The sequence below is a fragment of the Nostoc sp. CCY0012 genome, assembly GCF_963920855.1.
Lineage (GTDB): Bacteria > Cyanobacteriota > Cyanobacteriia > Cyanobacteriales > Nostocaceae > Cyanocohniella.
Window position 1 is genome coordinate 1 of sequence record NZ_CAWUDM010000056.1, and the last position, 14,788, is coordinate 14,788.

Genomic DNA, 14,788 nt, shown 5'->3' on the forward strand with positions numbered 1-14,788 from the left:
CGTGTTACTGTTTTTTCAACTTGAGACTCCAAAAAGTTTTCTGCACCACTAAGCCGATTTAGATTTACAACACAAACTTAAAATATATAATTATATAGCTGAATTTATCAAAGATAAAATCGATACATACAACAATGATTTTAATACTTGTTTGAGTGCAGTATATTTCCTTTGTGGTGAAACGGATCAAAAACTTCTGCTTGAGGATACCCCTAGCATTAAAACTCAAAAATTAATATCCATTATCAAAGAGCAATTAATAGCAGTTAAAGTTCATTACCAAAAAGATAAAGAAACAAAGTTATGTAGCCAGAAAACGGAAATATTTGCCTTATTGATTGGTAAAGATAAACCAACATTAAAAAAAATTGAAGAGTCAGAAATTTATTTGGACGACTTACCCCAAGAAATTGCTAATATTTTTATCGAAGAACAACAAGCATCAGTCTCTTTTCAAATTTATCCATAATTAAAAAAATTTTCTTGTGTCTCAAGAAGTTATAGACAAAATCATTGGAAAAGTATTCTCAATTTCCATAGAAATCGCTTTGCTTCTTTGGCGTGAAATTTTACTATGGGTTTGTTCCAGTCTTATTGACTGGATTCAAAAAGAAATGATTCCTCTACTTGAAAAAACAGTAAAATTAGCATTTATGGATGTAAATTTTATTAATCATGATACTTTGTATGCTGTAAAAGATGCTTGGGAAGAAGTCAAAAATAAATTTTTAGAAATGATTATTGAGTATGAAAACTCAGTTTATTCTACAGCATGGAAAAGACGGGTAACTTCAATGATGGTTAAAAAGATTGAAGCAAATTTACCAGTAGTTGTTAAGAGAGAAATAGAAGAAGATATTGATTGGGATATATTACCGCAAAAAGTGAGAGCAACTTGGTTAAAAAGCAATGAAAATAATTACAAACTAGAGAGCGAATAGAAGCTGCATTAAATCGGATTCATTATCACGATAAATTGTATAACGAATGGAATCTCAAAAAAGTAGACCCCTCTGGTTGTCGTGTAGCTCTTAACTTTTTTGGACAACCAGGAACAGGTAAAACATCATGTGCAGAAGCAATTGCCAATCTCCTGAATAAAACAATTATCACTGTTAATTATGCGGAAATTGAGTCTAAGTATGTTGGTGAAACACCAAAAAATATAACTGCTGCATTCAAACAAGCTAAAGAAACTGATTCTGTCCTCTTCTTCGATGAAGCAGACTCCATACTTGGTAAAAGATTAACTAGCGTCACCCAAAGTGCCGATCACGGGGTAAATGTCAGTCGTTCTGTCATGCTTCTACAACTAGATAGTTTTGATGGCATTGTAATTTTTGCGACCAATTTACCAGAAAATTTTGATGGGGCTTTTGTGCGACGCATTTTAGCTCATATTGAGTTTGAACTTCCTGATGAAGATTGTCTTTTGCGACTTTGGCAATATCTCTTGCCAGATGAAGTTCCTCGTGCAGATGATGTAACTTTTGATTGGTTGACTTCTCAGTCTATTGGTTTGGCAGGTGGCGATATTTTAAATGTTGTCAAATTAGCTGCTAGCAAAGCTGTGGCGCGCACTGCTGATGAATGTAGGGTTTCTCAGCAAGATGTGTTAGAGGCAATTTCTCAAGTTCGTAGTGGTAAAGAACAAGTTGGTTCTACTTTATCTAGACAGAAAAGTGTTTCTGTTAAAGAGACAACACTAACTCCTGATGAACTGCCTAATGAAATTAGAGAAAGATATGATGCCGCAGTAGCTCAAGAAGATAATCATGCTTCTTTATAAATTAGTCAGTATTTTATAGTCTAAAGCTAGATTATTTATATTGAGTAATTTTAAATTTGTATGACTCAGGGGCAAGAAGCTACAATTGCAGGCATCTATGAAGTGTGTATTGGCGTTCCCGACCCAATTTTTGCTATTCAATATTGGGAGCAATTTGGCTATCGTATTGGTCAAGTGGGTGAATTAGCCGCAGATGCCGCCTATCAATTATACGGGGTTAATTCTGCTTTACGTTCGATTCGTTTGTATCACCAAAATGCAGATCATGGTTTGATTCGGTTGATGGTGTGGCAAAATCCCACAAATCAGGGGTTAGGTTTAGCATCCATGAAAGTTAAAGGAAATCGCTGGGCGACTACTTTAACGGCTGATGTGTTAACTATTTTAAATCACGCAGAGGATGCAAAAGCCGGAAATTGGGCGATTAAATATACCAATCCTCACTGGGAAGTTATCTACAATAAAGAATGCAAAAGCCGCCCTTTTACTGATCCTGCGGTGGGGGTGCGAGAAATGCTACTACTGCAACCTTTAACTCGACAAGTTTTATTTCAAAGGTTTGGCTATTCACTGCCGAATTATGGGCAAATCAATGATCATGCTGCTTTCAAAACTAGCCAGTTTACCCATATGGGAATGATTGTTCAAGACGATAGCAAGCAAAGCTTGAAATTTTATGAAGAAGTTTTGGGTTTGCTGCGTGTACGTGATGATGTCGAAACTAGTTATGAATCTTCACCAGCTGGTCGTGAGATGTTTGACCTCAAACCAGGAGAAAAGTTTATTGTTACTGCTTTTGATGATCCTCGTTCTTCCGCGACTGACTTGATGGCTGCGCGTAGTGGCAGACTATATATAATTCGCTTTCCCGAAGCTATTGATTTAGAATCTCGGTTTGAAGCATCGCAACCAGGCTGCTTAGGGATGTCACTCTACACCTACCGTATTCGGGGTATAGAAGAATATTGCGATCGCATTCAAGTAAGTTCAGTACAAAAGTATACAAATATCGTGGAAAATGAATTTAGAGAAAAGAGTTTCTCCTTTGTCGCACCCGATGGCTACTTCTGGAATTTGCTAGAAGGATAACTGCCATAGCATTGGACATTTTCATTTCTGTCCCATGTTAGCGACCTCAACCCGGAAGGTAGAGAGAAATAGTTGAAGAAGTACCAGTAACTGACCAACAAATTTTGCCAATGAGAACCTGGACTGCAACAGTTGTACTAACTTTTTTTGGGCTGATATCTGGGTTCATAGCTTCTGAGCCTATCAATGCTACTTTGGCTTTAACAGATAACGCCCTAGCATCATCTGATGTAATCTCTCAGTCTCCTACCAGACCAATTACTGTCAGCAAAGCTGAGTTTGGCGTACTGAGAACTGACTCTCAGGGTCAAGATAGCTTTACTCGTACCAACAGAGTCATTTTAAATCAGACTGGTAAATACGGGTGGCGCATTCAACTCAAGGGCTACAAAGGTGAAGTAACCTGGCGAGAAGTCCTGCAATTGCCAAAACCTCCACAAACATGGGCTACAGAAGATGGTGAAAATTTTTCATTATCTCAAGATGGGATTGAAGCTGTAACGACGCGTACACAATTCACTTCAGATGGTGTGATTGAAAATTTTTGGACAATCGTTCCCGGAGACCCAAGCGGTAAACATAGAATACAGGTTTTTATTGATAACCTTTTGGTTGCTACTTTCGATTTTGAGCTTATTTCTTTGAGAAACTAATCAGGCTACTGATTTACAGATTGCATCTCCAAAATTGCTAAATTATTCTGATTTTTGGGTGTAATTTTTCTAGATTGAGTATTTTAAAAACAGGAATTACGTAACCATCCACGTATTTTCGTCATTGCGACCGTAGGGAAGCAATCTCAAAGCCTTAATTTTCGTAGCGAGTGCGTAAGTTCTATAGAAATAAGTGAGTCGGCGCTAATATTTCGAGTCATGTTCAAGAATTTTAATGTAGGGTGTATTGTCGCGTAGCACCATCATCAATTCTAGAAATTTTTTCACTTTGATGTTGTGGGAGAGAGGCTAGAGAATAGATGGTGTATTTTATCAACTTCTGGGCTTGTACTAAAATCCTTCTCCCTCATCTCTCCTCTCTCCACCAAAAGGATAGTTACAGTAAAATTCCCATATTTATATAACTTGGAGATTATCAAAGTTTTCTTATGACCAAGCTTTCTCCAAATTTTTTTCTATTTATTTTTGTAGTTATTATTATTTTTTTAGCTGTATCTTTTTCAGCTTGGTTATCTCCTCAACCATTTATTTTCAAATCTTTTGGACTGGATGATATTATACAGTCACTTCTTTTTTTATTTTTTATTTCTTTGTTATTAGAACGTTTTTTGGAAGTTTTCATTACTACTTGGCGGGGAGATAAAGCTGCACAACTAGATATTATCATTCAGCAACAAAAGTGGTTAATATCCGAAAGAAGAAGATTTATCGCCGAACAAGACCAACCAAAACCAGTTAATTTCTTAGAATCAAATCAAATTAATGATTTACCACCAGAGGGAGTGAGCTTAGAACAGCATATTATTCAAAAATTCATCCAAAGCCAAAAACAATATAACCCGCAAATCGAAGATTTAAATACAATAATCAATGAACTCAATGAACAGGAACGTAAAAAAGTAGCATACAAATCTGATACAAGAATTATTGCTTTATGGACGTCTTTATTATTTGGTTTTTTATTGAGTGGCATAGGTATTCGCTCAATTGAGCCACTTGTCGTTATTGATTTAAACAATCCTATACAAATAATTATTTTTCGTTGTTTAGATGCTTTATTAACAGGAGGAGTAATTTCCGGAGGTAGTGAGGGGATTCATAAGCTCATACAGGTATTTATCAATTTTATGGAAGCTACTTCTAGACAAATTAAAAATCAGAGATTTTCTTGAATCAAAACTTTCAATCATGTGTGAACAGTAAAAACGCGGGGTTATGCACTCTGCTCGCCAAATATCACTCATTAGTAAACTGCGGAGTATCTTAAAGATAGAGGTTTGACAATTATTGAGTAGCAATCATGAATACACAGGAGTTCCTGCGATTGATTGAGAAGCAGCGCTCATGCCCCCAGACACTACCAAAAGCGCTGCAAGCAATGTGGTACGAAAAACAAGGTAATTGGGACAAAGCCCATGAAATCGTCCAAAATGCCAGTGATGCTGATAGCGCCTGGGTTCATGCCTACTTACACCGCCAACAAGGTGATTTGAGCAATGCCCGTTACTGGTACGAAAAAAGCAATCAGCCAGAATTTTTGGGGGATATTAACCAAGAATGGGAAGAGATTACATCTTGTTTATTGCAAAAGGCCAACACAAATCATGGATGCTGAAGAACTGAAGCGACGTTATGCTGCTGGAGAGAGATACTTTCCAGGAGTCAATTTAATTGCAGCTAAACTGATAGCAGCTTATTTACCGGGAATTAATTTGTGGGGTGCAGATTTGAGTGCGGCTAATTTAGCTAAAGCTAAACTTTGGGGTGCAGACTTAAGTAGAGCTAATCTAGCCAAAGCAAATTTGACTAAAGCAAATTTGTGCGGTGTAAAACTGCATGAGGCAAATCTCAGGGGAGCCAAACTTAATTTAGCCAAGTTGTATGGAGCAGATTTAAGTGGGGCTTACTATGATGAAAGCACAAAGTTTTCTAGAGGTTTTGACCCCCAAAGTAAAAACATGCAAAAATTTTAACTGCATACTTGTTTGCGTTTACCCTAGGGATACTACTCTAATTACAACTCCTGTTTTTCAGGCAACGGAAATATATCACCAGCTAAATAAGCCGGAAAATGCTTTTGAAAATAGAGCCAAGATGTCATATCTTCCCCATCTAAAAAAGCTGTTGGGGCTTGCTTATATAAAGGAACACGGGTATTAATTTCATCTTGAAGTAACTGGGGTAATTCAGTAAAACCATTGACTTTACTACCAGATGCACTGTAGATGAGATAACCCAGGCGATCGCCCATCTTCATCCAGGGCAGCCATTGACCAATTCTATCCCAACTAAGTCTGAGTTGAGACACAGAAACCAGTTCTGAGTTAAATAAATCGGCAGTGGGTACAGCTAGTTTGAAAAGTTCTGTCGCCTGATATGTGGGATATGGGCTGTATTCAGCAAATTTTGCATCTTCTGCCAACGGATTGGGATATGTGGGAAAAATATCGAAAACAAAGGTTGTCGTATCTCCATCGACTTGGGCGGGGAACTTGCCTGCAAACTGTCCCTGCACAGGATTATTGGCAACGTGCATCACAGGCACCATTTCACCTGTCCAAGGGTTTTCCCATTTCCTTAAAATCTCATTTGTCTGTGGGTTCAGGTAATAAGTCAGTTCCCTAGAAGTAAAATCCCAACTACCTTCTGCTGTGGGAATACATCTACTAACGCTGACTCCTGACATTTTAAATAAAAGTTTTCTCTTCTCGCCAGGAATAAAGCTGTAAATCTTACCTGTCCAGATCAAAAATGTAGATTGGGTAGGGTCAAGGGAAGATCGAGTTTTCACCCATTGCAAGGCATCTAATTCTTGAACTTGGGCAACCATAGCTTGTCTCCTTTGTCATTGGTTATCCCCCTCATTCCTCTCATCTTCCTCACTCCTGACACCTATCAGAAACTAGGGACTGGGGATCAGGGACTGGGGACTGTGGGATTTTTGATATATAGCTAATCAGCCTCCTCTAGATGCATAACTGTCTAGAAAAGGCTGATCAAAAAAGTAATTTAATTTTATCCTTGAAATACCCCCAGGGGAATTCGAATCCCCGTCGCCTCCGTGAAAGGGAGGTGTCCTAGGCCTCTAGACGATGGGGGCTTAAGACTCAGACCTTTTATAAAATAACGAATTTTTCCCTTGATGTCAACAACTTTGCCAAAAAAAATTTTAATAGCTCAAATTGGCGGCAAGATATTAGGGGAATTGGTTATTGGCAACTGGACTGCTTCAGGTCACAGGCAATTAATTGAATGAATTAATTCATTAACTTGAACTTGCAGCTTGTCTCTAAATTGTTGTACCTGTTGATAAATTGCCGCACGTCCTTGGACTAAGTTGACTCGTTGCACAGGCTGAATAAAGTAACGCAGACGAGTTCTCATAGCCCAAACTCCCATAGAGGGAAATATCATTAAAATGATTATGAATGGCGAGAGGGGCAAGAAAGGTAATTTAAATAAACGTTGCAATCTCTGAAGATTTACTGTCCAAGGATGTAAAAATTCGCTACCAATGCACACAACTGGAAGAATGGGAACTTGATAGCGATCGCTCAATTTCATAAAGCTGACATTAAACTTTTGCAACTGATAACGTTGACTCCAACCTTTCAGGGGCCCACGCACTCCTTCTGGTGCATAAACGAGAATTTTACCTTGTGCCATTGCGGCTTCAAAATCACCTAACTCGGCACGTACACCACCTAAAACTTTTGACCATTGAGGCGGTAACCACCACACTACCCAAGGATGTTCAAATAATGATGCTTCTGCTATGGGTTGCACTACCCAGCCTTGGGCTTCTTCTAATAAATAACTCAAGGTGATAAAATCCCAGGGAAAACACATCCCTGCATGATTCATGGCCACAATTACCGGCCCTGTAGGTGGCAAGTTTTCGATTTGTTGCAACTCTCCACGAAAATAATATTTAACGATGAAAGCCAGAATTTCTTGACTAAAGGCTTTTTGATATTGAGGGTTAAAATCGCTAACGTCTTGTCTGGGTAAACGACAACCAAGACGCAACCACCGATTAAGTAGCGCTAAATAAAATCCCCCAGGAATTAAAAATAATACATATTCTAGCCAATTCCAACCATCTGGATCGGCGTGATAATGCTGCCAGTGTCGGTTAAATAAAATCAGCCAGCCAGGAGGATACCATAAACAAAACCAGTCAAACCAGCTAAATCTATAACCTTCATCTGATGTTTTTGTCTGTTGAGTGCTGAGGATGTTTTCAGCATGTTGATGAATCACAAGCACTGAGTAGACTACACAACAAATATCTTTATATATATTTTGCTGATTTGTATCATACTCAGGGATTAAGTTTTAGTTTGGGAGTTGAGAAATTTTACCCCAGGTTTGAGCGCTCAAGATAACTGCTGTCTCTACATATACCTTACTAATTGCACTCGGTAACGATCTTTTTTGGTCACGGCAATTTCCCCAATTTCCAAACGTCCTTTACCGCGAATAGCGATTAAGTCGCCTGATTTCACCTGAGAACTAGCTTGAGTGACTTCCTTCCAATTGACACGTACATCTCCACCGTCGATGAAATTTACCATTTTGCTACGGGACATACTAAAACCAGCGGAGGCGATCGCATCTAACCGCAATGAAGCTTCTACTGTGGTTAATTCTTTTTTCTTCGGTTCCCGAACCTTTAACTCACTGATGTCAATTTGTTGAGTTTTTACCGGCACCGATCGCACTTGTTGCAGACTCATAGCTAAAAATTCGGCCAACTCTGGGGCGACGATGGCCTGGGCCCCGCGTTCTCCCAGCACAATAATATCTCCGGTCTTTTCGCGGATAATACCTGTACCCAGCATGGCCCCTAAAAAGTCGCGGTGTGTAGCTGTATCAAACAAAAAATTTCCCGCTATTTCTAAAGCTACCAGGGCAACTTGAGATTGATCTAGGGGTAGTTCAGAACGGGCGATGGCAATTCGTTGGCGTTCTGCTTGCGGATAGCCACCCCAGGCGACTAATTGTACTTCTGTTAACCGACTGAACACCCGTTGAATTTCTGCTAATTCTGGCGGTGACAAAAAATCTGTCAACACCACTTCCCAAGTTTTAATGGCTTGTTCTGCCTGATCAATGACACGAGCTACACTATCTCGATTTTCAACACCCTTTAACAGTTCTTCTCTTGGCAACATGCTTAAAAATTATGAGTTATCTTTTCTCAGCTTTGATTTGAGAGTTCATCTGCTGAAACTGGACGCATCTTAGTAAGAGAAATAATACTTACTCAAAGCAAAAATGCTCTGCCAATAGCACTTCAAGTGATGCTTGTCTCCGCGTAACCTTGGATATTTTCTGGGTCAAACTGACGTAATATCCGGGTAGCTTGCCGAGTCAGTGTTTCTGAACCCTGAACAACAACGATGTATTTACCCATATCTAAACGATTACGGTAGGGTAAGGCATCACCACCTCCCAAAACTAAACCCACTCCCCCACCAACAAATACACTACCCATAGCACCACTAGCAGCCCCTAAAAGTCCGCCAACAATATGATTACCAATTTCACCAGCCCAGGCAAAGGTATCTAAACCCGTAATCAGACTGAAGGTAAACCCAGCGAAAAAGCCGAAAGGTATCAACCAGTAGGACATTAGCTTTGCTTGCTTTTTAGCTTGTTCCTTGGGGTCAATCAAGCCGAACTCGTCAGCAGTTTTATAACCTCTACCGAGAATTGTACTATTTATGGCTTGTCTTTCTAAAGCTAAGTAAGCTGCTTCGGCTTGGATGCGGTCTGGTAATACGGCAACAAGGTAATTCATTGATGGAATAGTAGTTATCTGATAAAAGTTTGTCTTAATTAACAGCTTATCAGTCTAGGGTTGATCAATCCTGTACCTAATTTCAGATGGACATCTAACAAGAGGAATACTTCCTAGGTGATCGCTAACCTCGATATATCTACCCTGCCTTTATCTGTAGGTACGTATCAGAAAAATAGTTATTTTGCAAGATTATTGTTATACTTATTTACATGACACATAATTTAAACTTCAAATCTCCTCAGCTATTTAGCCCTGTCGTTTTCAGTTCTGAGTTTAATAGCTTTAAGAGTATCAATGCTTCCCAAGCCTGGTCTTTATTCTTTACAGGTGGTAGAGAAGATAGAAAATTAGATTCTAATCCTCGAATAAGTCTGCTTTTTACTAGTGTTTTACTAGCACTTGGTATTTCCGGATTCGCCAGAACACTGATTCTCCGGAGTTTCTTTCCTGCTTAATTACTTAACTAGTAGTTAACACAATGTCTTTTTTGAACCATCAAGAAGTTGGTGGTTCAAATTATTAAGTAAAACGTTAGCCTTTAAAATATTAGAAAAAATATTCATCTAAAATTTGACAACTTAGCCTAGGAGAATTAATGTTAGACTTCAATACCTTGACGGTATTTTCCAGCACTTACTGTATTGGTATTTGTGCCTTTCTTATTCCCGCCAACCTAATTGCTACCTCGTTGACAATAGGATTCGCATTATCATCTCGTCCAGCTATCGAGGTTTGGCGAAGTGCAGCAATTGCCAGTATCTTTGCTTTATTAATGATACTGCACGTATTTGCTTGGTTCATGATTGGAGTTGTCATGGCTCCCACATACATTTTATTGGCACTGGGAAGCATCTGCTTGTTCGCCAATTTAGGAGCGATTATCCTACAGCAAATAGGGAAGAAAGTCCTCCTAAGCAACGAAGCCCTCTAGAGTAGAGAGTGTTTACAGGATTCAGAAATTAGCATTCAGAACTTTTGAGCGCATCTAGAGGTTCACAAAACCCATTCACGCCTTGCTTAAGAACATAGATTAAAATCGGTGTTGCTAAAGGCTGAGGGAATGCCGGCATTGATTGGAGATGTGCCATCATCCCTACAAGTGAATTATTGAGTAAATCTGAGCGATATCCTTGCTCACAAATCACCACCCGCCATCTTCTGGCCATAGCGTCTAACCACTCTGAGTTAGTCATTCCTGGTTCTTGACCTACCCGGATAGCCAGGGTCATGGCTGCATCTTCTAAATCGCCGTCGCAATCCTCAATTAAATCCAACGCTTCCATAGCACTGGGATAATCTGCTAATTGAGAGCGAAATAGGGCAATTTCCTGGGATGTAACTGTAGTCATAAAATCTTCACAAGCTAAGTATTGGAATACTCAGATATGGTAATCGAATATATTCCACTTATAACAGGGAACAGACTTGAAAGTCTCTGAGTATCTGGAGTTTGTAAACAAAGACTATCGGCAAATTAGTCAAAAGTTTTAGCCTCTAATCATTTTCCCTTTAAATAAGTACTAATGACCAATGACTAATGACTAATGACTAATAACCAATAACTTATTCAGTAAATGCCCTAGAAGTGACAGCACGTTGTAACTGAGCCAAAGCGCGGTTGTAGTCTAAGATAGCGGTGATGCGATTACCTTCGGCTCTTGTGAGGTCGTTTTCGGAGTTAATCACATCGGTTTGAGTACCTACACCGGCTTGGAATCGCAATCGAGCTAAACGGAGTGCTTCTCTAGCTTGTTCTAAAGCAGCGTTGGCTGTTTGCACGTTTTCTAAATTAGCTTGCTGGGTAGAAAAAGCTTGCTCTACTTGAAACCGGATTTGGTTACGCTGCTCACTAAATTGAGTTTCCGCGATCGCCACATTAGCTTGTGCTTGAGAGGCTCTAGATCTGGCTGCTCCCCCATCATACAAATTGAGGCTGGCCCGGACTCCGACGGAGTAACCATCGGTAATACCAACACCGTCATCAAATTGATCTAACAGGTTGTAACTAGCAATCAAGCTAACTTGAGGCCCTAAAGATGAAAGTGCCTCTCGCCGCTGTTGTTCACTAATGTTACGTTGTGCCAATTGTTGTTGCAATTCTGGGCGATTTTGAAATGCTAAAACAATGCTACTTTCTAGGTCTTGGTTCCACAAACCTGCTAATTGCACTGGATCTGCGGCACTGATATTGGCCGATTGTGGCAAATTTAAGCGTAACGCTAAACGCCTCCGGAAAATTTGCTGCTGGGAGAGGCCATTAGTCAGTTCTTGGGTAGAGTTGGCTAAATTTACTTGCGATCGCAGGACATCAAACCGCGTACCTACGCCAGCTGCTTCTAAGGCTTGAGCATCGCGTAAACTAGCCTGGGCGTTCTCCACAGATGATTGAGCAATCCGTATTTGTTCATCAGCTTGTTGCAAGTCATAATATTCTGTGGTGACACTCAACCGAATTTCTTCAGATTGACGCTCTACAGCTAATTCATCAAATTTTACCCGTTCTTCCGCTTGCCTGATGTTGGCTTCTCGTCTGCCCGAAGTGAAGATGTCATAGGTGAGTTGGGCTTGACCACTAAACCCTGTACCAGATTCAGCACTAGGCGATGGAATACCTGTTTGTTGTTCTTGTTGTCTTAACTGTAGCTCATTGCCGGCAGAGCGACTGCGAGTGATATCAGCACTCAGTGCTACATTGGGCAATAATGCCGCTTGTGCTTCACGTAGAGCGGCTTGAGAACGTTCTAGCTCCAATAGCGAAACTTGCAAATCCCGATTGTTACGCTTGGCAATTTCTAGTGCTTGTGCCAAAGTAATCGGCTGATTTTCTTCCAGTGTCACTTCCTCTGGTTTGGTCGGAAATTGCAGAGGATTTGCATCAGGAATTAAGTTTTCGGGAATTGGTACCGCTCCTGCTGGGGCAAATTCCCTAGTTTCTGGTTGCTGAGGCAATTGTCCGGTATCAGCTGGGGCTAAAAATTCCTCTGATTGCTGTGGCGTAGGAGTTGCTTCCCAAATAGTCTCTTCCGGGCTGGATATGCTGTCAGGAGTAAAGTTATAACCCTGAACTACCCGATTCCTATTCAGATTTTGAGTTCGGCAACTACTGGCAAGCAAGGACGCAGAAACCAATGTACTATTGTGCTGCTGTTCCTCGGGGCAATTGTTCGCTGCTAGTAAATTTGCTGCTCCTGTACCTCTAACCGCAGGTGGTAAAACTGTCGATAACGGAGTTGTGAAATTTGTTGATGATACTGCTGGTTGCTGTTTAACATCTGGTGTATTAACAGCCGTAGATGCAACTATTTGTTGCTCAGAAGTATCAATGTGACTTTGTTGTTGACTAATTTTAAAATCGTCATCTTCTGAACGTTTAGCAGATTTTAACTTAGCCCTGAGATTGGTAAATTTATCTTCGTCTTTTTTAGATATTTGTTCTCCGGATATCCCAGTATTTACTGTTAATATTACTGGGTTACTCTTACTACTTGAAAGCCGCAAATTCAGTGGAGCCAACCCAGGTTTGGGTACTATATCCGGAAAAATTTGTCTTGTACTATGAGGCAGTTGGGTATTAATATGATCTGCAAACAAGGTTCGACTATCAGTAGCAGTCAAGACATCAGGAGAAGACGCCAGATGTACCTCACTGACTGTCCCAGCCAAAGCAGGCTGGGTTGTTAATACCGCTGCTGTGACACCAGGTAAGAAACTATGGAATAAGTATTGTCCTTTCACCGCATCCCCTCACACAAAAATCAATCTAGCGGCAGAAACCCCTTCTTCTCCACAGAATATAACACGATCCTAAATTTAGAAATGAATATATCATGACACTAAATTTAGGAATCAGCACTCGGTTTATTTTCAAAACGTTGAACTATGCGAGAAAGTTCCGCCTTTTCGTCAACACTAACGCGGCTAGGAGCGCCACTGACAATGCGTTCGTAGTTTCGGAAAGAATCTCTAATTTCTGGGCCGTCAGCGGTAATATTGTACTCACGGATACCTTTGTCATGCCATGAACCGCGCATTTTAAATACGTTGATGGCCCGCGACATTTCTCCACGAATTTCTACGTACTGTAGCATCAAAATTGTGTCAGTAATTGTAGAAATATGGGAGTCAGTAATCGAATGAGAACCCATAAATTGGTCAGTTGTATTGGTAAAAAAACCAGTTATTTCTTCTTGCTTGGCATAACCAGTCACACCGATAACGAACTGACGAAAAGCGTTATTACTTACGCCTCTAGCTAGGGCTGATAAAGAATCAATGGCAATGCGCGCAGGTTTAAAAACGGCAATTTCTGATTTAATAATTTGTAGGTGATCTTCTAAACCAGTTGATTCAGGATAGGTACAAATAATTTTCAGTAAACCTTGACGCTCTAATTCTTCAAAATCAATTCCCCAAGAAGAGGCATTACGCGATAATTGGGCGCGTGATTCTTCATAGGCAAATAATATGGACTGTTCACCATTGACGCAGCCATTTTGGATAAATTTGCTTACCAAAAGCGTCTTACCAGTACCAGTGGCTCCCGTGGCTAAAATAATCGAATCTTTAAAAAAACCACCACCACACATTTCATCTAGAGTTTTTACCCCAGAAGATACTCTGACATTAGATGACCTTTGGGTTAAACGCATTGCTCCCAAGGGGAAAATATTCACTCCTTCATTGGTAATTGTGAAAGGATACTCACCTTTCATGTGAGTTGTACCGCGTAACTTGAGGATTTCAATTGTCCGGCGGCGGCGTTCTCCTTCTAAAACGTTGCGGACAATCACCACATTATCTGATACAAATTCTTCTACCCCAAAGGAAGCTACAGAACCATATTCTTCGCTCCGTTCAGTGGTAATAATTGTAGTCACATGCAGTTGTTTCAAACGTGCTACTAAACGGAAAATCTCCCGCCGCACTACTCCCATCGCTTCGTACTGCTGAAATACCGCTGTAATTGAGTCTATGGAAACTCTTTGAGCTTTGTACTTGCGAATAGCATATTGCAAGCGCTCAATCAGTGCCGAAAGATCGAAGTTACCAACAATATCTTGACCTTCTGGGTCGGGCGATGCATCCAGTATAAATAACTTGCCTTCATCTATCAGGCGTTGCAAATTCCACCCAAAAATATGGGCATTTTTAATAATGTCACTGGGAGATTCTTCAAAGGTAACAAATACTCCCGGCTCATCAAAACGGGTAATACCATTATAGAGAAATTGCAGAGAGAATAAGGTTTTGCCTGTACCAGAAGTGCCACTAACTAAAGTAGTTCTACCAACAGGCAAACCACCATGACTAATATCGTCAAAGCCCTCTATCATCGTGCGAATTTTTTCTATGCCACCAATTGGGGCATTATTCGGTGCTGCTTGGTCTTTTTCACTCATTGCTTCATAATAAATGGGTATTAAACCC

Annotated in this window: 16 protein-coding genes and 1 tRNA gene; 9 read left to right on the forward strand and 8 right to left on the reverse strand. The window is 40.1% G+C overall.

Features of this window, described 5'->3' with window-relative positions; genetic code table 11:
- Nucleotides 1-151 precede the first annotated feature (151 nt).
- The 8 genes from ACM0OS_RS17030 (at nt 152) to ACM0OS_RS17065 (ending at nt 5,525) form a co-directional block, all read left to right on the forward strand.
- The gene (locus ACM0OS_RS17030) at nt 152-469 is read left to right on the forward strand and encodes a hypothetical protein (RefSeq protein ID WP_414544383.1); all 318 of its coding nucleotides are present in this window, start codon (nt 152-154) and stop codon (nt 467-469) included.
- 16 nt (nt 470-485) lie between these two features.
- Nucleotides 486-941 (forward strand): hypothetical protein, encoded by a 456-nt coding sequence (locus ACM0OS_RS17035; RefSeq protein ID WP_414544384.1) that lies wholly within the window; start codon nt 486-488, stop codon nt 939-941.
- Between the two features lie 35 nt (nt 942-976).
- On the forward strand, nt 977-1,789 hold the full coding sequence (locus tag ACM0OS_RS17040; protein WP_414544385.1) for an ATP-binding protein: 813 nt from the start codon (nt 977-979) through the stop codon (nt 1,787-1,789).
- 60 nt (nt 1,790-1,849) lie between these two features.
- Entirely contained in the window at nt 1,850-2,878 is a 1,029-nt protein-coding gene (locus ACM0OS_RS17045) for a VOC family protein (RefSeq protein ID WP_414544386.1), read from the forward strand.
- A gap of 110 nt (nt 2,879-2,988) precedes the next feature.
- Nucleotides 2,989-3,531: a hypothetical protein gene (locus ACM0OS_RS17050; protein ID WP_414544387.1), complete on the forward strand. Its 543-nt coding sequence runs from the start codon at nt 2,989-2,991 to the stop codon at nt 3,529-3,531.
- Between the two features lie 449 nt (nt 3,532-3,980).
- Complete coding sequence (locus tag ACM0OS_RS17055; RefSeq protein WP_414544388.1) at nt 3,981-4,724, forward strand: hypothetical protein; 744 nt, start codon at nt 3,981-3,983, stop codon at nt 4,722-4,724.
- Nucleotides 4,725-4,852: 128 nt separating this feature from the next.
- Nucleotides 4,853-5,167 carry a hypothetical protein gene (locus ACM0OS_RS17060; protein ID WP_414544389.1) on the forward strand — a complete coding sequence of 105 codons (315 nt, stop codon included), beginning with the start codon at nt 4,853-4,855 and terminating at the stop codon, nt 5,165-5,167.
- Entirely contained in the window at nt 5,157-5,525 is a 369-nt protein-coding gene (locus ACM0OS_RS17065; RefSeq protein WP_414544390.1) for a pentapeptide repeat-containing protein, read from the forward strand. The genes ACM0OS_RS17060 and ACM0OS_RS17065 overlap by 11 nt, the downstream gene beginning before the upstream one ends.
- Before the next feature lie 41 nt (nt 5,526-5,566).
- Here the strand turns inward: ACM0OS_RS17065 and ACM0OS_RS17070 are convergent, their stop codons facing one another.
- From ACM0OS_RS17070 to ACM0OS_RS17090, 5 genes are all read right to left on the reverse strand, one after another.
- The gene (locus ACM0OS_RS17070; protein WP_414544391.1) at nt 5,567-6,382 is read right to left on the reverse strand and encodes a DUF1838 domain-containing protein; all 816 of its coding nucleotides are present in this window, start codon (nt 6,380-6,382) and stop codon (nt 5,567-5,569) included.
- 197 nt (nt 6,383-6,579) lie between these two features.
- Nucleotides 6,580-6,652, reverse strand: a tRNA-Glu gene (locus ACM0OS_RS17075).
- A gap of 134 nt (nt 6,653-6,786) precedes the next feature.
- Nucleotides 6,787-7,815 (reverse strand): 1-acyl-sn-glycerol-3-phosphate acyltransferase, encoded by a 1,029-nt coding sequence (locus tag ACM0OS_RS17080; RefSeq protein WP_414544392.1) that lies wholly within the window; start codon nt 7,813-7,815, stop codon nt 6,787-6,789.
- A gap of 134 nt (nt 7,816-7,949) precedes the next feature.
- A complete protein-coding gene (locus tag ACM0OS_RS17085) occupies nt 7,950-8,729 on the reverse strand; it encodes a photosystem II S4 domain protein (protein WP_414544393.1) in 780 nt (259 codons plus the stop codon).
- Nucleotides 8,730-8,851: 122 nt separating this feature from the next.
- The gene (locus tag ACM0OS_RS17090; RefSeq protein WP_414544394.1) at nt 8,852-9,358 is read right to left on the reverse strand and encodes a hypothetical protein; all 507 of its coding nucleotides are present in this window, start codon (nt 9,356-9,358) and stop codon (nt 8,852-8,854) included.
- Nucleotides 9,359-9,956: 598 nt separating this feature from the next.
- Here ACM0OS_RS17090 and ACM0OS_RS17095 point away from each other — a divergent pair.
- Entirely contained in the window at nt 9,957-10,292 is a 336-nt protein-coding gene (locus tag ACM0OS_RS17095) for a hypothetical protein (protein WP_414544395.1), read from the forward strand.
- A 28-nt stretch (nt 10,293-10,320) separates the two neighbouring features.
- On the opposite strand, the gene ACM0OS_RS17100 is transcribed toward ACM0OS_RS17095, so the two are convergent.
- The 3 genes from ACM0OS_RS17100 to kaiC form a co-directional block, all read right to left on the reverse strand.
- A complete protein-coding gene (locus ACM0OS_RS17100; RefSeq protein ID WP_414544396.1) occupies nt 10,321-10,710 on the reverse strand; it encodes a hypothetical protein in 390 nt (129 codons plus the stop codon).
- A gap of 214 nt (nt 10,711-10,924) precedes the next feature.
- On the reverse strand, nt 10,925-13,096 hold the full coding sequence (locus tag ACM0OS_RS17105) for a TolC family protein (protein WP_414544397.1): 2,172 nt from the start codon (nt 13,094-13,096) through the stop codon (nt 10,925-10,927).
- Nucleotides 13,097-13,200: 104 nt separating this feature from the next.
- Nucleotides 13,201-14,760: a circadian clock protein KaiC gene (gene kaiC, locus ACM0OS_RS17110; protein WP_414544398.1), complete on the reverse strand. Its 1,560-nt coding sequence runs from the start codon at nt 14,758-14,760 to the stop codon at nt 13,201-13,203.
- Nucleotides 14,761-14,788: the final 28 nt, after the last annotated feature.

Excerpts from the sequence above, each read along its gene's own strand:
- ACM0OS_RS17045 (WP_414544386.1), top strand. The coding sequence starts at position 1,850 with ATGACTCAGGGGCAAGAAGCTACAATTGCAGGCATCTATGAAGTGTGT.
- ACM0OS_RS17050 (WP_414544387.1), top strand. The coding sequence starts at position 2,989 with ATGAGAACCTGGACTGCAACAGTTGTACTAACTTTTTTTGGGCTGATA.
- ACM0OS_RS17055 (WP_414544388.1), top strand. The coding sequence starts at position 3,981 with ATGACCAAGCTTTCTCCAAATTTTTTTCTATTTATTTTTGTAGTTATT.
- ACM0OS_RS17060 (WP_414544389.1), top strand. The coding sequence starts at position 4,853 with ATGAATACACAGGAGTTCCTGCGATTGATTGAGAAGCAGCGCTCATGC.
- ACM0OS_RS17065 (WP_414544390.1), top strand. The coding sequence starts at position 5,157 with ATGGATGCTGAAGAACTGAAGCGACGTTATGCTGCTGGAGAGAGATAC.
- ACM0OS_RS17070 (WP_414544391.1), bottom strand. The coding sequence starts at position 6,382 with ATGGTTGCCCAAGTTCAAGAATTAGATGCCTTGCAATGGGTGAAAACT.
- ACM0OS_RS17085 (WP_414544393.1), bottom strand. The coding sequence starts at position 8,729 with ATGTTGCCAAGAGAAGAACTGTTAAAGGGTGTTGAAAATCGAGATAGT.
- ACM0OS_RS17090 (WP_414544394.1), bottom strand. The coding sequence starts at position 9,358 with ATGAATTACCTTGTTGCCGTATTACCAGACCGCATCCAAGCCGAAGCA.
- ACM0OS_RS17095 (WP_414544395.1), top strand. The coding sequence starts at position 9,957 with ATGTTAGACTTCAATACCTTGACGGTATTTTCCAGCACTTACTGTATT.
- ACM0OS_RS17100 (WP_414544396.1), bottom strand. The coding sequence starts at position 10,710 with ATGACTACAGTTACATCCCAGGAAATTGCCCTATTTCGCTCTCAATTA.
- kaiC (WP_414544398.1), bottom strand. The coding sequence starts at position 14,760 with ATGAGTGAAAAAGACCAAGCAGCACCGAATAATGCCCCAATTGGTGGC.